The sequence below is a fragment of the Glycomyces harbinensis genome, assembly GCF_900101745.1.
Taxonomy (GTDB): domain Bacteria; phylum Actinomycetota; class Actinomycetes; order Mycobacteriales; family Micromonosporaceae; genus Glycomyces; species Glycomyces harbinensis.
Genome location: NZ_FNAD01000005.1, coordinates 69841 through 89759, shown reverse-complemented (window position 1 = coordinate 89759; position 19919 = coordinate 69841). Strand labels below are relative to the sequence as shown.

Genomic DNA, 19919 nt, shown 5'->3' with positions numbered 1-19919 from the left:
TCCCCAGGGCCCTCGTTCGGACACCGCCACAGGACGGCCGGTGCCCGCGTGCCGGGTAAAACCTCCGAATACCCGGACGACTCATCGTTGCATTCGAACCTCAAAGACCACACGTACTTCTGTCGAAGCTCACGTCACGGTTCGCTAACGCTCACGCTCCGATGGGACATACGCGGCGAACTGCCACGCGGCGAGGGCGGCGAGGACGACCACGAGCCCGAACACGCCGCGCCATCCGTACAGCGGCAGCGCGAACAGCGCCCCCACGCCCGCCGCGATGCCGCCCAGCAGGGCCGCCGCCGACAGCGTCACCGAGGCCGAACCGTCCCCGATCTCGGCCGCCGCCACGACCCGCCCCGCGATCATCACGGTCAGGCCCGCGGCCGCGCCCAGCACTCCGGCCGCGCCCACCGCGAATGCGAAGAACGGGGCGAGCGCCAGCGCCAGGGCGGCGAACACCATGACCGCCAAGGCGATCGAACCGTTCCGCCGCGCACCGGCAAGCCCGCCGGTGTGCCGCACCGCGTTCGAGGCGGCGACGAAACCGACCGCGAACGCCGCCAGGGGCCACCACCGCGTCGCCGCCTCCGCGTCGAAGCCGGCGGCGACGTCGGATGACAGGAACGCGGTCACCGCGGCGGCCGCGAAGGCCACGGCCTGGGCGTACGCGCCCCACAGGGCCGGCGCCCAGCGCGGCGGCGCGGTGTCGCGGGCCCTGCGGCGGTCCATGCGGGTCTCAGTCGTAGCGGTCATGGGAACGACGCTAGGGCGGTTCGCGTCCGGGCGCCCCGGTCGAACGACCGGTCCCGGCGACTGGTGCGCGAACCCGGTAGGCCCGGGCGTTCGACCAGGTGGCGGCGGCCCCGGTCGACCCCAGTCGAATGACAGATGCGACCGGGGCCGGGGCGCGGATACGCTTGCGGCGTCCCCGGTCGTCCTGAGGATGGAGACGCCGTGCAGTTCAGATCCGGCCCCGCCGCGCAGTCCGCCGCGCGCCAGACCCGGGACGACGCTCCCGACTGGGACCCCGCGACGCCGCGCACCGCGCTGGTCGGACGCGACGTCGAACTCGACGCGATCCAGGCGCTTATGGACGGCGCCCGCCTCGGCCACGGCGGCGCGCTCGTCGTCCGGGGCGAGCCGGGCATCGGCAAGTCCGCGATCGTCGACGCCGTCATCCCCCGCGCCGAGGGCTTCACCGTCCTGCGCACCCTCGGCGTCGAGGCGGAGCACACCTGGTCCTATGCGGGCCTGCAGATGCTGCTCCACCCGCTGCTCGACCACATCGACCGCCTCCCCGCCGCGCAGGCCGACGCGCTGCGCACCGCCCTGGGCATGGGCGACGGCACCGGCGGCGCCCACTCGCTGCAGGTCGGCCTCGCGCTCCTGAACCTCCTGGTCGACGCGTCCGCGAAGCAGCCGGTGTACGTGGTCATCGACGACGCCCACTGGCTCGACCGCGACTCGACCAACGCGCTCCTGTTCGCCGCCCGGCGACTGTCGACCGAGTCGATCACGATGGTCCTGGTCGTGCGCGACGGCTTCGCCCCCGACTTCCCGGCCCCCGGCATCCCCGAGCTCACCCTCGGGCCGCTCGACCTGCCCGCGTCCCAGGCGATCATCGACATGCGCGCCGACCAGATCCCGTTCACCGGCCGCGACTGGATCCTGCGCATGGCCGAGGGGAACCCCCTGGCGCTCTTGGAGCTCCCGGCCGCCGACAACGACGAGTCGCTGCTGGGCGCCGACACCTCGAACAGCCGCTACTCCACGACCTCGCGCATCAAGCAGGCGTTCACCGAGCGGATCATCGCCCTCCCCGAGTCGACCCGCACGATCATGCTGCTCGCGGCCGCCGAGGAGACCGGCGAGACCGCCGTCATCGCCGAGGCCGCGCAGTTCCTCGGCGCCAGCCTCACCGACCTCGAACCGGCCGAAGTGGACGATCTGCTGCGGTACCACCGGGGGCGCATCGAGTTCGTCCACCCGCTGATCCGTTCCACCGCCTACCATTCGGCGCCGCGGGCGAGGCGGATCGAGGCCCACCGGGCGCTCTCCGAGGCGTTCGGCGACGACGACATCCGCGCCGCGCGCCACCTCGCCGCCGCCACCACCGGATTCGACGAGAAGGCCGCCGCCGCACTCGAATCCATCGCGTCCTATGAGGCCGAACGCGGCGGCTGCGTCGCCGAGATGGCCGCCCTCGAACGCGCCGCGAGCTTCACCCCCGACCCCTGCCGCCGGGGCCGCCGCCTCGTCGAGGCCGCCCAATGCGCTTACGCCGCAGGGATGACCGGCAAGGCGATCGAACTCGCCGAGGCCGCCGAGCGCCTCACCGACGACCACGTGCTCCTCGCCCGCGCGGCCCTCATCCGGGCCACGATCCTCTCCTGGGCCGGTCACTCCAAGGGCTTCGACGTGTGGATGGAATCGGCCGAGCACTACGCCGCGACCGGGCACGAGAACACCGGCTACCCGCTGCTGCGGGGCGTGTGGAACGCCTGGGAGACCGGCGATTTCGCGAAGGTCAAGTACGCCTCGGGCCTGGCCTCCAAGTACGGCGGCTCCAACAACGCGTGGGTGCGCCGGCTCGCCCGCGCCGCCGCCGGGCTCAACCGCCAGCCCGACGACACCGCCGGGGAGGCGGTCGACGCGCTGCGCTCCCTCTACGACTACTACCAGCCGCTCCACGAGGACTTCCAGGCGTTCGACCAGGTCCTGGCCGCGCGCTGGCGGTTCCTCGCGGGCGACGTGCCGGCGGCGTACCAGGCGGCGGCCGAGCAGGTGCGGGCCTGCCGCGAGCGCGGGGCGCTGAGCCCGCTCGTGCAGGCGCTCCTGGTGCAGGCCCAGACGCAGTTCCACTACGGGCGGTACGCGGACGCGCAGGCGTCGGCCTCCAGCGCGATCGAGCTGGCGCACGAGCAGAACGACCGCCGGGCGCTCATGCAGGGCCGCATCTGGGTGCTGCTGCCGATCGCGGCCATCCGCGGCGAGGAGCGGCGCTGCCGCGAACTCGTGGCCGCCGCGATCGAGGACGCCCCCGAGGACTCGGTGATCCCCGCGGACACCGCCCTGGGCCTGCTGGAGCTGGGGCTCGGGCGCTACGAGGCCGCGTTCGACCGGCTGCTGCGCATCGCCGAAGGGGTCACCCCCATGGAGGTGCTCACGCAGGTGCCCACCCTGGTGGAGGCCGCGTTCCGGTCCGGGCGGCTCGCGGAGGTCAAGGAGGCCTTCGACTGGTTCGCCGACTGGGCCGACGCGACGGGCCGCTCCTACTGGGAGGCCCTCGTCGAGCGGTGCCGGGCGCTCATGGCGACCGAGGCCGAGGCGGGGACGCATTTCGCGCGCGCCGTCGAACTGCACCGCGCCGACGACATCGACCCGTTCGAACGCGCCCGCACCGAACTGGTCTACGGCGAATGGCTGCGCCGCGTGCGCCGCATCAACGAGGCGCGAGCGCACCTGCGCGAGGCCACCGAGGTGTTCGAACGGCTCGGCGCCGTCCCGTGGACCCAACGGGCCCAAGGCGAACTGCGCGCCGCGGGCGACTCGACCGCCATCGAGTCCAAACCCGACCTCGCCGAACTGCTCACCCCGCAGGAGCTCCAGGTCGTGCGCCTGGCCGCGGACGGGTTGACGAACCGCCAGATCGGCGAGCAGCTCTTCGTCAGCCCCCGCACCGTCGGCTACCACCTCTACAACGCCTACCCGAAACTCGGCGTCTCCTCCCGCACCGAACTGGCGAAGCTCGACCTCTAGACCCCGAACACGAGCACTGCACGGGTCCTGCGCCGAAACGCGCGGGACCCGTGCGCCGTTCGACGACTTGTCGTACCCGTGTGGCACGGTCGTTGAACCGGGGGCCCGCGAATAAGTCGGGAGATCCGCTCGAAAAGCCCGCTCCGCGCTGCCCGCGAAACCCCCGCCGAACAGCGCGAAACCGAACTGCGCGAAACCGAACGGTGCGAGGCCGAACCGCGCGAATCCGACCTGGCGAAGTCGCAGAGAACGGAGCGGGGGCGCCCGCCGGCGCCTCCGCCCGCCGCTCGTCTCAGGCCGCGGCCGGCACCGGCGTGCGCCACGGTTTCGTCGTCAGCTGGAGCGCGGCCCCCAGCACCAGGATCCCCGCGATCGCCCAGGCCGACATGCGGTAGCCGTCCAGGGCCGTCGCCCCCAAACCCCACATGAGCGCCGCCACCACCGGGCCCAGCGACGTCCCGACCGTCCGCGTCGTCGCCATGAACGCGCCCGCCGTCCCCGACTGCTCCGCGGGAGCCGACGCGAGCAGATGCGTGTTCATGGGCGTGTTGAAGATCCCGAACGCCAAGCCCAGCAACGCGATCCGCGAACCCAGGTCCACCAGGCCCGTCTCCCCGTCCACGAACAGCAGCGGCACGATCGCCACCACGACCAGGCCCGCCCCGCCCAGCGAGACGCGCCCCGGCCCGAACCTGTCGGCCAGCCACCCGGCCAGCGGCGTCATCGCCCCGACACCGCCGATGAACGTCAGCATCACCATCGACACCAGCTCCGGACGCACCCGGTGCACGTCGGTCATCAGGAACGGGATGCTGAAGTTCAGCAGACCCGTCACCGCCGACAGCAGTGTCAGCGACAAGAGCGCCCCCGCCATCACCGGCGACCGCAGCAGCGCCACCGTCGGCCCCGACGACGGCTGCCGCACCCACACCGTCGCCAGCGCCGCGCTCACCGCGAGCACCCCCAGCGAGACCCACGGCGCCGAGTCCAGGTACTCGAACGCCAGCAGGAACGCCGCGATCGCCCCGCCCGACGTCGCGATGTCGACCAGCAGCGGCCGGTCCGGCCGCGGCAGCCCCGTCCCGTTGCTCGGCACCGCCATCGCCAGCGCGGCCACCGCCACCGCCGACAACGCGGTGAACACCCAGAACAGGCCCCGCCAGTCGAACGCGGCGATGATCAACCCGCCCGCGCCGACCATGCCCATGCCCCCGATCGTCATGAGCAGCGCGATCACCGACATCGCCCGGCCCCGCTGGTGCGCCGCCGCCGAAGTGACGATGATCCGCCCGGTCATGCCGAACAGGAGCCCCCCGAGCAGACCGCCGACCGCCCTGGCGGCCAACAGGAGCGGGAACGTCGGAGCGAGCGCGGCGGCCACCGAGCCGATCATCAGCGCGCTCATCGAGAACACGGCCACCGCCCGCAGGTCGGCGCGGTCGGCGAGCCGCCCCGCCGCGATCGCGACCGCCCCCATCGGGAGGGCGTACGCGAGCAGCACCCACGCGGTGGCCGCCTCCGACACGGCGAACTCGGTGCGGATCGGCGGCAGGCCCACGGCGAGGCTCGACATGCCCCCGGCGACGACCAGCTGGGCGAAGCCGACGGCCAGGATCGTCGCCCATCGGGTGGAGGACGGCGCGGTGGCGGCCTCCGGGGCCGCAGCAGTGGAAGTCATGGACGCCACGCTACGAAGAGGGCGACCGACCCCGCATCCGTCACCCGACCGGCACCGGCGACCGGCCATCCGTCACCCGCCGGTCCAGTCGCCGCCCAGTCGGCCGACAGATGTCCCGCCCGTCGAACCGCCCATACCGTCGAAGGCGTACCAACCAGGCCAAGGATCGGAACACCATGAGCGACAGACTCAACCTCGCCGTCATCATCGGCTCGACCCGCGAGGGCCGCTGGGCCCCCGCCCCCGCCGAATGGATCACCGGCGTCGCCCGCCGCCACGGCGGCTTCGACGTCGACCTCATCGACCTGCTCGACGCCGACCTGCCCCAGCACCTCACCGAGCACGACATGTGGTCCACCGAGAGCGACCCGTCCGCGCCCGTCGCGGCCCTGTCCGAGCGCCTCCACCGCGCCGACGCGTTCGTCGTCGTCGCCGGCGAGTACAACATGTCGATCCCCGCGTCCCTCAAGCACGCCATCGACTACTACATGAACGAGTGGGCCGCCAAGCCCGTCGCGATGATCACCTACGGCGGCAAGATCACCGGAGGCCAGAACGCCGCCCAGCACCTGCGCCAGATCTTCCCCGAGCTGCGCACCATGACCATCCGCAACACCATCGCGTTCCCCCGCTTCTACCAGGACTTCGACGAGCGCGGCCAGTTCACGAAGTTCGCGGAGAACGAGCCCGCCGCCAAGACCCTCCTCGAGGAGCTGCACTGGTGGGGGCGCGCGCTGGCGAACGCGCGGTCCGCGACCCCGATGCCGAACCCGTTCTAGTCCATTCGTCCTAGTACCCGGTCCGGGGACCGGGCGAAACGGACGGGCGGCGGTACCGTTGGACGCGTGCTGTACGGACGCGACACCGAGACCGCCGCCCTCGACGACCGCATCACCGCCGCCCGGGCGGGGCGGGGCTGGTCCCTCGTGGTGCGCGGCGAGGCCGGGATCGGCAAGTCGAGCCTGGCGGCCGCCGCCGCCGAAAGGGCCGGGGACTTCACGGTGCTGCGCTGCACCGGGGTCGAATCCGAGCACGCCTGGTCCTTCGCCGGACTCCAGGCGCTCCTGCTGCCGCTGTCGGGCCACCTGGAGGCGATCCCCGAGCACCACGCGTGCGTCCTCTCGCGGATCCTCGGCCTCGCCGCCGCGCCCGACAAGGCCGCCCCGCCCGCGAACTTCCAGTTCACCGTCGGCCTCGCGGCCCTGAGCCTGCTCGCCGAGGCCGCCTCGCACCGGCCCGTGCTGTGCGTCGTGGACGACGCCCACTGGCTCGACCCCGACTCGGCGGCCGTGCTGCTGTTCCTCGCCAAGCGCCTCACGGCCGAGGCGGTCGGGGTGCTCCTGACCGTGCGGGAGGGCTACGCGCCCGACTTCCCCACGCCCGGCCTCGACGAGATGCGCTTGGGCCCCTTGGACGACGAGTCCGCGGGAGCGCTGCTGGCCGGACGCCTCGGCGCCCTGCCGCCCTCGTCCCGCGGCCGGATCCTGCGCTCCGCCGAGGGCAACCCGCTCGCGCTCCTGGAACTGCCGCCGGTCGAGTCGGACGCGCGCATGGCCGCCGACTGGACGGGCTCGCGCTCGACCACGAGCCGCCTCAAGCAGGTCTTCGGCGACCGCATCGACCGCCTCCCCGAACCGACCCGCACCCTGCTGCTGCTCATCAGCGCCGACGACACCGCCGACACCGGCCTGGTCCTCGACGCCGCCGCGAAGCTCGGCGCCGGGCTGACCGACCTGGCCCCGGCCGAGGCCGACGACCTCGTCCGCTACCAGGCCGGGCACTTCGCGTTCGGCCACCCGCTCATCCGCACCGCCGCCTACCAGGGCGCGCCGGTCTTCCGCCGCATCGAGGCCCACCGGGTCCTCGCCGACGTCATGGACCACGACGACCACCGCCGCCCCTTCCACCTGGCCGCCGCCGCGACCGGACCGGACGAGGAGGTGGCCGCCGCACTCGAGGCCTCCGCCGAGTGCATCTCCTCGTGCGGCGGGCACAACGTCGAGTACGCGGTGTTCGAGCGCGCCGCCGCGTTCACTCCCGAAGGGCCCGAACGCGCCCGCCGGCTCCTGCGCGCCGCCGAGGCCGCCGCGGCGGGCGGCAACGGCCCCAAGGCGTGGGCGCTGTGCGCCGAGATCGGGCGGTCCACCGGCGACCGGTCCGTGCACGCCCGGGCGACGCTCATCGCCGCGATGGTCGCGTCCTGGAACAACGACGTCCGCGAGGCCTACCGCCTCTACATGGAGGCGGCCGACCACTACACGGCCACGCAGCCCGAAGCCGCCGGCTACCCGCTGTTCCGCGCCGTCGAACTCGCCTGGCAGGCAGGGGACTTCTCCCGCGCGGAGGTCGCCGCCGAGCACGCCGAGCGCCTCGCGATCGAGCACTCCCCGTGGGTGCGGGACCTCGCCAAGGCCACCGCCGGGTTCAACCGCTCCTGCGCCGTCACGATCACCGAGGCGGTCGAGGCCCTGCGCCGGCTCACCGACATCCACGCCGCGTTCGGGGCGGCCGTGAGCCCGGAGAACCGGGGGATGGTCGCCTGGTGGCAGACGCTCACCGGCGACATCGCCGCCGCCGAGCGGACCGCCTCCGCCACGGTGCGCGCCGCGCGCGAGACCGGCGCGGCCGGGGCCCTGCCGCGCGCGCTGGCCCTCAACGGCATGACCGAGTTCCACAGGGGACGGTGGCGCGACGCCGAGGCGATGGCCGCCGACTCCATGGGCCTGTCGGCCGAACTGGGGCAGCCCATCGGCCTGGTGAAGGCCCGCGCCTACATCCTCGCCCCGATCGCGGCGCTGCGCGGCGACGAGGAGCGCGTGCGCGACCTCGTCGAGGCCGCCCGTGCCGCCTCCCCCGCCGACACCGCCGTCACCATCGACATCGCCCAGGCCCTCCTCGACTTCTCACTGGGACGCAACGAGGAAGCGCTCGACCGGCTCATGGGCCACCTCGACTCCGGCGCCCCCGGCGACGCCCTCGTGTTCGTGCCCGTGGCCGTCGAGGCGGCCGTGCGGACGGGCGAGGCCGACCGCGTCGCGGGCGCCTTCGCCTGGTACACCGAATGGGCCGAGGCCTCGGGCCAGACGCACCTGGCGGCCGTGGTCGAACGCACCAGGGGGCTCCTGGCCGCCGACGCCGACGCCGACGCCGGGGCCCACTTCGAGCGCGCCGCCGCACTCCACAAGGAGGACGACGGCTTCCCGTTCGAGACCGCCCGCACCGACCTCGTGCTCGGCGAATGGCTGCGCCGGGCCCGGCGCGTCAACGAGGCGAAGACCCGCCTGCGTTCGGCCGCAGCGGTGTTCGAGCGACTCGGCGCCGAACCGTGGACCGAGCGGGTGCGCCGGGAGCTGCGCGCCGCGGGCGACGCGGGCCCCGTCGAGGCCGCCCCGGCCCTGGCCGACAAGCTCACTCCCCAAGAGCTGCAAGTCGTCCGCCTCGCGGCGGCGGGCCTGAGCAACCGCGAGATCGGCGAGCAGCTGTACCTGAGCCCCCGCACCGCCGGATACCACCTGTACAAGGCCTACCCGAAACTCGGCGTCGCCTCCCGGACCGACCTGGCCAAGCTCGGCCTCTAGCGCCCGGGGAACGGACGCCGGGCGGGGAGGGCACTCGACCACCGGCTCGACGGCCTGGCCGCGGCCCGCGAACGCCCCCTCGGCGACGCCGAAGCGGCCGTCGGGCGCGCGGACCGAGGACGGGTCAGCACCCGCCGCCGTCGCCTCCGCCGCCCCCCGAGTCGCAAGAGGAGTCGCCGCCGTAGCCGCCCCCGCCCCCGTCCCCGCCGGACGAGTGCGACGAGTAACGCCGCCGGTGGACGTTTCGGGCCGAGCCGCGGAACTGCTTGTCGTAGGTCCGGCGGGCGTTGGCGGCCACACGCGAGCGCAGCTCGGTCATCTCCTGCCGGTGCAGCCGGGCCGCGGCCCTGTCCGCGCGCGCTCGCGGCGTCAAGGACAGCCCGATGCTGATGAGCACGCCGAGGGCGACGACGCCGAGCACGAACGTCGAGGCGCTGAAGGGGAATTCCATGAACCGAGTGTAAGAGCCCCGCTCCACTCGAGGGCACCCCGAAAACCGAAGGGACCCGCGGGGACGGGCCCCCGGTCTGCAATGGTGCCCTCGGGGTCCGACGATCCGGCGCCGCACGGGCGCCACGACGGCCGCGAGCCGGGTCACCTTCCGGGCAGCGCGAACGTCCACCGGGACCTCGGGGTTGGCCCCCCGGTTCTCCATGGTGCCCCGGGGGTCCGACAATCCGGGCCCGCCGGCCGCCGACGGTCACCCGTTCGGGGAACCAAGCCGGCCGAAGCCGCCGACCGCACCCGCCTCAGTTGCGGTCCGCGCCCGCGGCACGAGCCGCTCCGCACCCAGATCCGCGACCGCCGCCGCCCGTCAAGGGCTCACCGGAAGCATCGTTCACCCGCGCACCGCAGGCCCGGAACCCCCGACCTTCAACCGATCAGCCGCGCCGCGCCCACGCCCGCGCCGCCGCCTGCTTCGCGTCGATGATCGTCTCGACCTCAACCACCTCGATCCCCCTGTGCCGCTCCGACACCGAACCCTTCGGCACGATCGCCGACTTGAACCCCAGCCGCGCCGCCTCGCTGATCCGCCGGTCCGCGTTCACCGTCCGCCGCACCTGCCCGGTCAGGCTCACCTCCCCGATCGCCACCAGGTCCGCGCTCACCGCGATCTCCTGATCCGCGCTCACCAGCGCCAGCGCCAGCGCCAGATCCGAAGCCGGCTCGCGCACCTTGATCCCGCCGATCGTCGTCGCGTACACCTCCCGGTCCAGAAGGCGCATCCCCCCGCGCCGCGTCAGCACCGCCAGGACCATGTTCAACCGCGCCTGGTCGAGCCCCGACACCGTGTGCCGCGGAATCGCCCCGTCCTTCACCGACTTCCCCAGCAGCGCCTGCACCTCCACCGGAACGGCCCGGCGCCCCTCCATCGTCACCGTCACGCACGTGCCCGGCGTCGGCTCCGTCGGCGCGTCGTCGAGGAACAGCCCCGAGGGGTCCGCGAGCGACACGATCCCGTCCTCGGTCATCTCGAAGCACCCGACCTCGTCGGCCGGCCCGAACCGGTTCTTCACCCCGCGCAGCAGCCGCAGCATCGAGTGCCGGTCGCCCTCGAAGTGCACGACCGTGTCGACCAGGTGCTCCAGCGCCCGCGGCCCGGCGATGCCGCCGTCCTTCGTGACGTGACCGACGAGGATCACGGCCATGTTGCGCGCCTTGGCCTCAGCGGTGATCGCGCTGGCGACGGCCTTGACCTGGGTGACGCCGCCGGGGACGCCGTCGGTGTCGGGGGCGATGACCGTCTGGACCGAGTCGAGGACGAGCAGCCCGGGCTTGACGTCCTCGACGTGGCCGAGGACGGCGCCCAGGTCCGTCTCGGCGGCGAGGTAGAGCTCCTCGGAGAGGCAGCCGGTGCGGTCGGCGCGGCGCCGGACCTGCGAGGCGGACTCCTCGCCGGTGGCGACGAGGGCCTTGCCGTACCCGGCCTCGCCGAACCGGTGGGCGACTTCGAGGAGCAGTGTGGACTTGCCGACGCCGGGCTCGCCGGAGATGAGGGTGACGCCGCCGGGGACGAGGCCGCCGCCCATGACGCGGTCGAACTCGCCGATGCCGGTCGGCAGGCTCGCGGCCTGCGCGGCGGAGACGGTGCCGATGCGCATCGCGGGCTTGGCCGGCCGCCGGGCGGTCGGCGCGGCCGAGGTGCCGCCGCCGACGCCCTGCCGGGGCGGGGCGGCGGTCTCCTCCATCGACCCCCACTCGCCGCAGTCGGGGCACTGCCCGACCCACTTGGGGACGCGGACTCCGCACGCGCCGCAGGCGTAGGCGATTCGCTGGCTCTTCGACATGGCGCCAGCCTACGGCCCGGCACCGACAGCCGCGGTGAACCATTGCGGCCGTACCCGCTGGACGTGGCCTCGGACACGGGCCGGGCCGCGGCGGGCCCGAACTGTCGCACCCCGCGGGCACCCTGGTCTTCGGGGGCCCGCGCTCCGGCCCCCGGGCGCTGCCCGCGCGCCCGCCGAAAGCCCCCCGCGCCTCCCCTCGGGGTCGGCCGCGGGACGGCGGTGCGACACCGCGGGCGCTGCGGGACAAGAGGTCGAAACGGGGTTGCCGCCGTGTCTAGACTTGCGGCATGAACGCAGCGGAGCCGATCAACGGATCGCCGGCACTCTCGCTCGAACCGGTTCTGGCGCCGTCCCGGTCGCGTCCGGGAGCGGCCTTCTTCGACCTCGACAAGACCATCATCGCGAAGGCCAGCAGCCTGGCCTTCTCCCGCCCGCTCTACCAGGGCGGGCTGCTCGCGCGCCGCGACGTCCTCAAGGTCGCCTACTCGCACCTGCTGTTCCGCCTCGGCGGCTCGGCCGACGAGGTGCAGATGGCGCGCACCCGCGACTCCATCGCCGAGCTCTCGCGCGGCTGGCCCGCCGCCGAGGTCCGCGCGATCGTCGAGGAGACCCTCGACCAGCTCATCGCCCCGGCCGTCTACGCCGAGGCCGCCGCCCTCATCGAGGCCCACCGCTCGGCGGGACGCGCGGTCGTCCTCGTCAGCGCCTCCGGGGAGGAGATGGTCGCGCCCATCGGGCGGATGCTCGGCGCCACCGACGTCATCGCCTCCCGCATGGTCATCGGCGACGACGGCCGCTACACCGGCGAGATCGACTTCTACGCGGCCGGCCCGGCCAAGGCCGCGGCCATGCGCGGGTTCGCCCACGAGCGCGGCATCGACCTCGGCGCCTCCTTCGCCTACTCCGACTCGATCACCGACGAGCCGATGCTGCGGGCGGTCGGCTTCGCGCGCGCGGTCAACCCCGACCGCGGACTGCGCCGCCTCGCGCAGGAGGAGGGGTGGCCGCAGCTGACGTTCCGGCGCCCCGTGGCCCTGCGCCAGCCCCTGTCCGGACCCAGTCCGGTCAAGGTCGCCGCCGCCGGCGTCGGCGTTGCTGCCGTGGCGTATGTGGTGTGGCGAGTGTGGAGAGAACGGCGCCTGAGGACCGCTTGAGCAGCGCTTTCCGCAGATGAGTAGCCTCAGCGAGATGGAACGCAAACAACCGGCCCGACTGGCCGATGTCGCCCGAGCCGCCGGCGTCTCGGTGGCCACCGCCTCTCGCGTGCTCAACGGCTCCCCGCACCGGGTGAGCGACCAGCTCAGCGAACGGGTGCGGGAGGCGGCCCGCCGGTTGCGCTACGCCCCCAACGTCGGCGCCCAGGTGCTCGCGCGCGCGACGTCCCAGACCGTGGCCCTGCTCCTGCACGACGTGACCGACCCCTACTTCGGCCAGATCGCCGGCGGGGTCCTCGCCGAGGCGGCCCGCCGCAACGTCCGCGTGCTCATCGCCGACACCGGCATCGACCCCGACTCGGAAGTGCAGCACCTGGACTCGCTGCGCGGCTACCGGCCGCGCGCGGTCATCGTGGCCGGCTCGCGCACCACCGACAAGGCCGCCGAGCAGCGCCTCTCCGAGCACCTGTCGGACCTGCTGGAACTGGGCGCCACCGTCGTCAGCGTGGGCCAGCCGGGACTGCCCGGGCGCGTGGTGCGCCCGGCGAACCGCGAGGGCGCCGCCGCCCTGGCGCGGTTCCTGTCCGAACTGGGCCACCGCCGCTTCGCCGTCGTCGCCGGGCCCGAGCAGCTCCAGGTCGTCCGCGAACGGCGCGAGGGCTTCCTGTCGGCCCTGCCCGACGAGGCCGAGATCGTGCACGTCCCCGCCGAGTTCAGCCGCGACGGCGGCTACCAGGCCGGGCGCAGCCTCCTCGACGGCGACAAGCTCCCCACCGCGGTGTTCGTGACCTCCGACGTGCAGGCCACCGGCCTGTGCACGGCGCTGCGCGAAGGCGGCGTGAGCATCCCCGGGCAGGTCTCGGTCGCGGGCTTCGACGACATCCCGGTCGTGCGCGACCTCACCCCCTCGCTCACCACGGTCGCCCTGCCGCTGCACGACATGGGCGTCAAGGCCCTGGAGGCCGCGCTGGTCGAGGACGAGGACTACCCCGAGGAGCTCATGGTCGAGGCCGAGCTCATCGAGCGCGGATCCACCGCCCGCCCCCGGGACTGAATGGGAATGCGACGCGGACGGGGCCGGCGGCCCCGTCCTTTTTTCATGTCAGACCCTCTCGAATGTGTGGATTCTCAAGCCCATGTAACCGCGCCGAAACATATGCGGGCCGCAATCCGGCGCGCCTCGCGCTAAGCTCCATGATCAGGGATGTTCTATATGTTGGGACTTCGATTCGTGTCGGCACGTGAATCGGCTCTCACCGAACATGCGGCAACCGCTTAAATATAGGGGAATTTAGATATAACTCCTGGTAGCCTGGTATTAACTGAATAAACGATCCTGTGGCCTGCGAACCGATCCCGTGGCGGCGGTAGCCCCCACTGGCGGAGCAGGCGTAATCTCGGCGGTGGATCCGAAGCGGAACTTGGTGCAGTCCCCTCGCGATCCATAGGAACCGAAACCCTTTGCGAGCCGGAAGCGTCGTCGTTACCGCCCGGCCACAACGCGAGGGCATATTCAGGGTTGGAACTGGATTAATGGCAGTGCGGCCGATCCAGTACCGACTGGAACCAATCCGGAAGGAACACGATCATGGTGCGAGTCACCGTCGAGGCTGAGACTCCCGTCTCGCCGGTCAGCGGCGAAACGCTCTCCAAATCCGACGCAGAGCGCATCGCGGGTGTCCTCAAAGCACTCGCCGATCCGAACCGTCTCCAGCTCATCAGCCTCATCCAAGCGGCTCCCGAGCAGGAGGCATGCGTAGCCGAGCTCACCGAACCGCTCGGGCTGTCGCAGCCGACCGTCAGCCACCACCTGCGCATCCTGGCCGAGGCCGGGGTCGTGCAGCGCGACAAGCGCGGTGTGTGGGCCTACTTCCGCCTCGTCCCCGAGACGATGCGGATCGTGGCCGACCTGCTGACGCCGCCGAAGCGGCGCCCCCGGCGCCGTTGAAGCCCCGCGGACGCGAACGGCCGACCGGCGCCGAACCGGTCTCGACCAGCTGGCGAGGCGCCGGGTCGGCCTGAGCCGGACCCCGGCCGAGACCATGGCGGGGGACGCCGTCCCGCAGCCCCGCAAGGGCTGTCGCTCACGGTCCGCATGGGATAACTGAAAAACGCGAACTCGACTGCGCTCCCGCCAAGTCATACACTCGTCACATGGCCGGCATTCACCGCAGACGGGGGCGCCTCTCGAAAGAGGGACGCCGCCTCCTCGGCGGCGTGGCCCTGCTCGCCGTCTTCGCGCCGGTAACGGCCTACACGCTCAACGCGGCCATCGCGCACGTGCAGTCCTGCGGGACCGAGGTCGACCTCACGGTCGCCGCGGCCCCGGAGATGGCCGCCGTCATCGAGGAGTTCGTCGCCGCCGGCGGCGGGGCCCCCTCGCGCGGCTCCGACGTGTGCGCCGACATCACCGTCGAGGCCGTCGCCTCCGGGGACATCGGCGCGTCCGACGCGGACGTGTGGGTCCCCGAGACCGCCCTGTGGCGCAACATGCCCGGCTCCGACCTCCCCGGGCAGTGGGACGTCCTCCAGGAGTCCACCGCCACCGCCGCGGTCGGCATGGCCGTGCCCGCCGGGACCGGCACCGACGACCTCCTCCCCGACGAGGCCGACGTGGCCCTCCAGGACCCCCGCGCCCACGCCGCGAGCCTGATGTGGATCATCCTGTTCGGCGTGGACGGCCACACCGTCGAAGGCGGCGACGGGACCCCCGTCATGTCCGCCCCCGAGGTCGCCGCCGCCAACGCGGCGGGCGGCGCGGAACTCCAGATCCCGACCGGGTCCGCGCAGGTCGCCCAGTTCGAATACCCCATGCTCGTGCGCGCCGGCCTGTCCGAGGACGAGCAGGAGGCCGCGCAGAACCTCCTGCGCTCCTACGCGAGCGAGCGCTACCTCGAGCTGCTTGCACAGCACGGCCTCGGCGGCGCCATCCCGCAGCCGGCGCCCTCGTCCACCGAGATCATCGACGCGGCGCTGACCGCCTGGGACGGACGCGGCGACTGAGGCCCTCGGCGGTCCGGTCGCGGACCGCTAAGACGCCTCGGTGCGCGCCATCGCCTGGTTGAGCACGTCGTTGAAGACCTGCCAGGTCTCCTCGGTGCGGTCGGTCTCGACGTCGGCGCTCGTGAACGCGTGGAAGGCCCCGTCCGAGGAGGTCACGAACACGCTCATCGACCCGCGCCAGCGCCCGTACACCTCGGTGCGCTCGGCGAGCCCGATGTCGCCGTTGCCCAGGTTGCTCAGCGGCTGGTAGGGCAGCGCCTCGCGCATCGCCTCGCGGGCGGCCTCGGGGCATTCGCCCCGGCACTCCTCCCAGCCGACGGTGATCGCCGAGTCGGACTCGCCGGCGGTGCACACCGCGGACTGCCCGTCCTGCACGCACGCGTAGCCCGCGGGGACCTTGAAGGCGAACGGCCAGTTCTCGTAGGCGATGACCTGGGTGTCGGCGTTCTCGTCGAACACGGTGCCGCCGACGCGCTCGGAGGGCGCCTCGGCGTCCCAGTGCGGCGTCCGGTCGCCCTCCTCGGCCTCGGCGCCCTCGGTGGGCTGGCCGGCGTCCTCGTCGAGCGCGGCCGAGCCGGTGTCCTCGGCGACCGAGCCGTCCGGTTCGTCGGCGTCGCCGCCGGAGAGCAGGACCCAGAAGCCGACGACGAGCGCGAGGATGACCACGACCGAGCCGATCCCGATGAGGATCGGCTTGAGCTGCGAGCGCTTCTTGGGCGGGGCGATCATGATGACCGGCGGCGACATGGGCGGCGAGGGCGGGCCCGACGGCGAGGCGGGCGCGGCGGACCGCTGCGCGGCGGCCAGCTGGTGGGCGGCGCGCTGGGCCGCGGCGGCGGGGCCGACCGGGAGCGGCCCGGTGGCGGGGCCGAGGGCCAGGAGCCGGTCCATGATGCGGTCGGCGCCGCGCAGGCGCGCGTCGCGCAGGACGACCACGTACGGCTGCTCGGCTTCGAGGTCGGCGACGAGGATCGGGGCGTCCTCGGGTCCGGCGGTGGCGTAGGCCCAGGCGACGGTGTCGGACAGGAGGCCGCGGCGGGCCGGGTCCTTGGAGGAGGTCGATCCGAGGGTGAGGATCTGGACGGGGCGTCCGTTCTCGTCCTGGCCCTCGCACAGCTCGTAGGCGCCTTCGACGCGGGCGGTCGCGACGTCCCGGTACGGCCCGACCGTGCGGCTCATCGAAGCCCCTCCAACTGCGATCCGACAGCGCTGATCGGGCCGACGGTGTGCGTGCGAGCCGTAAGAAGCGCGGAATTACCACTAAGTATGGCCCGGGCCCGCACATCGCGCGACACCCGGCCGCGACGGGTCGGGCGGCGGCCCCGAGCGGGTGCGCGGGAGTCGGTCAGACGACCGAAGCGGGGCCGAACGCGAGCCGGATACGCTGGCGGCGTGAACTTCCTCAGCCAAGGCCTGGCAATGGCCACCGCGTCGACTGAGATTCCCGAAGCCGAAGGGCAGGGCGACTTCATCCAGTGGGTGCTCGGGCTCATGGAGAGCCTGGGCGAGGTCGGGGTGGGCCTGGCCCTCGCGATCGAGTCGGTCTTCCCCCCGATCCCCTCCGAGCTGATCCTGCCGGTGGCCGGATACCTCGCCTACGACGGCAAGATGAACTTCTGGCTGGTGATGCTCTGCGCCGCGATCGGGTCGATGCTCGGGGCGTACATCCTGTACTACGTGGGCTACGCGTTCGGCCGCGAGCGCACCCGGTGGCTGTTCGAGAAGGTTCCGCTGCTGGAGCTCAAGGACTTCGAGCGCTCGGAGAAGGTCTTCGCCAGATGGGGCGGCATCGCGGTCCTGGCCGGGCGCTGCCTGCCGCTGGTGCGCAGCGCCATCTCGGTCCCGGCGGGCATCGAGAAGATGCCCTTCTGGAAGTTCACGGGCTACACGCTCGTCGGGTCGGTGGTGTGGAACTCGATCTGGATCGGCCTGGGCTTCGCGTTCGGGCCGACGATCCAGCCGATCATCGACCAGTACTCCGGCATCCTCTCCAAGCTCGTGCTCGGCGTCATCGGAGCGCTCTTCCTGTGGTTCGTCGTCGCGCGCACGGTCAAGCTGATCCGCAAGAGGCGCGGCGGCGGCGACCGGGACGGCGGGGCGGGGCGCACGGACACCATGATCCTGCGCAAGGTGGAGCCGTACCCGCAGGCCGCGCCGCCGAACGGCCACGAGCAGTGGCGCCGATGAGCGCCTGATCCTTCTTTCGAGTTGCGGCCCTTCACATTCGCGTGGAGGGCCGCTTCGCGTCCGGAACGGGCATATGAGTCATCCCCACATTCAGGGGCCGCAACAACGCATCTTTTTCGAATTTCTTCGCGTCTGGGCGTAACCGCCTCCGTGCCACTCCAGTTAGTCAGGGTGGCCGCGTCACCAACCCGACGCGGCCGGGCCGGAGTGTCACCGGTCCACCGGACAGCGAGAGCGGTTCTCGATCCGCCGGAGATCCAGCCGGCGAGGTCGCGGCTGAGAGCCGCCGTCGGCAGCAGCGGGCGCCCCACGGCGAACGTACTGCCCGACCCGCTGGTGAACGACTGACAATTCAGCGATCTTGCACCGCGCGGCGGTCGATTCGTGCTGCTTCCCCAGCGCCGACCAATGCTCCGCGGTACGGAGAAAGGCAACAAAGCAGATGAAGATGCGCACTGCGCGTACGGCGGGCCTCGTCGGAGGCCTCGCCACGGGGGCTCTGCTGCTCGCGGGTACGGCCGCTCAGGCCGCCGGGACCGCCGACGTCGAGGAATCGGCCGACGACCTGGTCATGGCGACGCCGGAAGCCCTCGGGGGGCTCCCGGTCTCTCCTGACGCGGTGACCGGCCTGGCCGGCGGCGTCACCGACAAGGTGCCCGGGCTCAACGCGATCCCGGTCGACGCGATCCCGGGCCTGGGCGCGGTGATGCCCTCGGGCCCCGACGCCGAGGCCAAGGACGTCGACAAGACCGTCGACCAGGTCAACCCGGACAAGGGTGACAAGGACCAGCCCGCTGACGCGGGCGACCCGCTGGGCGACCTGCTCAGCGGCCTCGGCGGCGGCCTTCCGGTCCCGCTGCCCTTCTAGGGCGTACACGACCGGCCGCCTCGCTCGCAGAGCCGGCGGCCGACCACGGCTCGCGGACCCGCCCGGGTCCGGCCGCGCTCCAGACCGCACGACCTCCCCGCGACGGTGCACCGTCGCAGGGGGCGAACGCGGCCGGGGCACGCGCCGCCCGGGCGGCCCGCCGCCGAATCGATAACTCTCCCGGTTTCAATGCACCCCGTTCAGGCGAGACCCAGCCCGCCTTCTCGAACGCGCACAAAGCTATTGGAGCCACGGAGCTTCACGGGGGACACGTGATGGAACAGCAAGAACGATTTCCCTGAAAGGTGAAACTTCGTGAACTACTCATGGGCACGCAAGACCGCGCAGACCGGGTTCGTCGCTGCGGGGGCCGTCCTCGTCGCCGGCGCCGGCACCGCTCACGCCTGGGGTCCTGACGTCACCACGCAGGACAACGTCGGAGCCGTGTCGGGCAACCAGGTGGTCGCGCCGATCCAGGCGCCCATCAACATCTGCGGCGTCGCCGCGGCCGTCCTCGGCACCGCCGACGCCGGCTGCGAGGGCGGCTCCACCGCCGAGTTCGGCGGTGCGGGCGACCTCACCACGCAGAACAACACCGGCCTCGGCAACGGCAACCAGGTCTTCGCCCCGATCCAGGCGCCGGTCGAGGTCTCGGCCATCGCCGCCGCCGTCGGCGGCGTCGCCAACGGCTGGTCCGACGGCGGCTCCAGCGCCACGCTCGAATCCGGCACCGTCGAGTCGGGGCGCACGACCGAGTCGACCGGCCACGACACCACCACCCAGAACAACTGGGGCGCGCTGTCGGGCAACCAGCTCCTCGCGCCGATCCAGGCCCCGATCAACGCCTGCGGCAACGCCGTCGCCATCGGCGGGGTCTCGGACGCGGGCTGCGAGGGCGGCGCCGACGCCGACTACGCCGGTGCGGGCGACCTCACCACGCAGGACAACGTCGGCCTCGGCAACGGCAACCAGGTCTTCGCCCCGATCCAGGCCCCGATCAACGTGTGCGGCAACGCCATCGCGATCCTCGGCTACGCCAGCGCCTCGTGCGACGGCGGCTCGGACGCGGAGATCCCCGGCGGCCACGACCACCACGACAGCCACAAGGAGCTCGCGACCGCCGAGGCGGCCGACGTGGACCTCAACGAAGAGGCGCTCCCCGTTCCCGGTCTCGACACGGTCGGCGGCGTGGCCTCGAACGTGCCCGTCGTCGGCGGCCTGACCGGCGGCCTGGTCAGCAACACCACCTCCGAAGGTGTTGCTGGCTCGGCGGCCGACACGGTCTCCGGCGCGACCGAACTGGCCGGCGCGGGCCTGCTGGGCTAAACCGCGGAGGCCGGGGCGCGCCGTTTGCGGCGCAGCCCGGTTCCGGGGGACTGCATGAGGCGGATCGCGCCGCGGCAC

At 72.9% G+C, this 19919-nt stretch carries 15 protein-coding genes; 10 read left to right on the top strand and 5 right to left on the bottom strand.

Annotated elements, in window-relative coordinates; all coding sequences use genetic code 11:
* Nucleotides 1-144: 144 nt before the first annotated feature.
* The gene (locus BLQ63_RS10320; protein WP_143014840.1) at nucleotides 145-753 is read right to left on the bottom strand and encodes a hypothetical protein; all 609 of its coding nucleotides are present in this window, start codon (nucleotides 751-753) and stop codon (nucleotides 145-147) included.
* Nucleotides 754-954: 201 nt separating this feature from the next.
* Here BLQ63_RS10320 and BLQ63_RS10315 point away from each other — a divergent pair, with 201 nt between their 5' ends.
* Nucleotides 955-3759: a helix-turn-helix transcriptional regulator gene (locus BLQ63_RS10315; protein ID WP_177154870.1), complete on the top strand. Its 2805-nt coding sequence runs from the start codon at nucleotides 955-957 to the stop codon at nucleotides 3757-3759.
* 292 nt (nucleotides 3760-4051) lie between these two features.
* Here BLQ63_RS10315 and BLQ63_RS10310 read toward each other — a convergent pair whose 3' ends face one another.
* A complete protein-coding gene (locus BLQ63_RS10310) occupies nucleotides 4052-5437 on the bottom strand; it encodes an MFS transporter (RefSeq protein ID WP_177154869.1) in 1386 nt (461 codons plus the stop codon).
* Between the two features lie 176 nt (nucleotides 5438-5613).
* Here BLQ63_RS10310 and BLQ63_RS10305 point away from each other — a divergent pair, with 176 nt between their 5' ends.
* Both BLQ63_RS10305 and BLQ63_RS10300 read left to right on the top strand, forming a co-directional pair.
* Nucleotides 5614-6216 (top strand): NADPH-dependent FMN reductase, encoded by a 603-nt coding sequence (locus BLQ63_RS10305; protein ID WP_091033046.1) that lies wholly within the window; start codon nucleotides 5614-5616, stop codon nucleotides 6214-6216.
* A 66-nt stretch (nucleotides 6217-6282) separates the two neighbouring features.
* Complete coding sequence (locus BLQ63_RS10300; protein WP_091033042.1) at nucleotides 6283-9015, top strand: ATP-binding protein; 2733 nt, start codon at nucleotides 6283-6285, stop codon at nucleotides 9013-9015.
* Nucleotides 9016-9139: 124 nt separating this feature from the next.
* Here BLQ63_RS10300 and BLQ63_RS10295 read toward each other — a convergent pair whose 3' ends face one another.
* Together BLQ63_RS10295 and radA are read right to left on the bottom strand one after the other, a co-directional pair.
* The gene (locus BLQ63_RS10295; protein WP_091033038.1) at nucleotides 9140-9466 is read right to left on the bottom strand and encodes a hypothetical protein; all 327 of its coding nucleotides are present in this window, start codon (nucleotides 9464-9466) and stop codon (nucleotides 9140-9142) included.
* Nucleotides 9467-9896: 430 nt separating this feature from the next.
* A complete protein-coding gene (radA, locus tag BLQ63_RS10290) occupies nucleotides 9897-11303 on the bottom strand; it encodes a DNA repair protein RadA (RefSeq protein ID WP_091033035.1) in 1407 nt (468 codons plus the stop codon).
* Between the two features lie 287 nt (nucleotides 11304-11590).
* Between radA and BLQ63_RS10285 the strand changes: the two genes are divergently transcribed.
* The 4 genes from BLQ63_RS10285 to BLQ63_RS10270 all read left to right on the top strand — a co-directional run bounded on the left by BLQ63_RS10285 (nucleotide 11591) and on the right by BLQ63_RS10270 (nucleotide 15460).
* On the top strand, nucleotides 11591-12457 hold the full coding sequence (locus tag BLQ63_RS10285) for an HAD family hydrolase (RefSeq protein ID WP_091033032.1): 867 nt from the start codon (nucleotides 11591-11593) through the stop codon (nucleotides 12455-12457).
* Nucleotides 12458-12491: 34 nt separating this feature from the next.
* Nucleotides 12492-13511 carry a LacI family DNA-binding transcriptional regulator gene (locus BLQ63_RS10280; protein WP_177154868.1) on the top strand — a complete coding sequence of 340 codons (1020 nt, stop codon included), beginning with the start codon at nucleotides 12492-12494 and terminating at the stop codon, nucleotides 13509-13511.
* A gap of 534 nt (nucleotides 13512-14045) precedes the next feature.
* A complete protein-coding gene (locus tag BLQ63_RS10275; RefSeq protein ID WP_091033022.1) occupies nucleotides 14046-14405 on the top strand; it encodes an ArsR/SmtB family transcription factor in 360 nt (119 codons plus the stop codon).
* Nucleotides 14406-14611: 206 nt separating this feature from the next.
* Nucleotides 14612-15460, top strand: coding sequence for a hypothetical protein (locus BLQ63_RS10270; RefSeq protein WP_143014839.1), 849 nt, complete (start codon nucleotides 14612-14614; stop codon nucleotides 15458-15460).
* A 27-nt stretch (nucleotides 15461-15487) separates the two neighbouring features.
* On the opposite strand, the gene BLQ63_RS10265 is transcribed toward BLQ63_RS10270, so the two are convergent.
* The gene (locus tag BLQ63_RS10265) at nucleotides 15488-16639 is read right to left on the bottom strand and encodes a flagellar basal body-associated FliL family protein (protein ID WP_091033014.1); all 1152 of its coding nucleotides are present in this window, start codon (nucleotides 16637-16639) and stop codon (nucleotides 15488-15490) included.
* Between the two features lie 213 nt (nucleotides 16640-16852).
* On the opposite strand from BLQ63_RS10265, the gene BLQ63_RS10260 reads away from it, so the two are divergent.
* The 3 genes from BLQ63_RS10260 (at nucleotide 16853) to BLQ63_RS10250 (ending at nucleotide 19841) form a co-directional block, all read left to right on the top strand.
* Nucleotides 16853-17647 carry a DedA family protein gene (locus BLQ63_RS10260; RefSeq protein WP_218125191.1) on the top strand — a complete coding sequence of 265 codons (795 nt, stop codon included), beginning with the start codon at nucleotides 16853-16855 and terminating at the stop codon, nucleotides 17645-17647.
* Between the two features lie 448 nt (nucleotides 17648-18095).
* On the top strand, nucleotides 18096-18515 hold the full coding sequence (locus BLQ63_RS10255; RefSeq protein ID WP_143014838.1) for a hypothetical protein: 420 nt from the start codon (nucleotides 18096-18098) through the stop codon (nucleotides 18513-18515).
* 315 nt (nucleotides 18516-18830) lie between these two features.
* Nucleotides 18831-19841: a chaplin family protein gene (locus tag BLQ63_RS10250; RefSeq protein ID WP_091033006.1), complete on the top strand. Its 1011-nt coding sequence runs from the start codon at nucleotides 18831-18833 to the stop codon at nucleotides 19839-19841.
* Nucleotides 19842-19919: the final 78 nt, after the last annotated feature.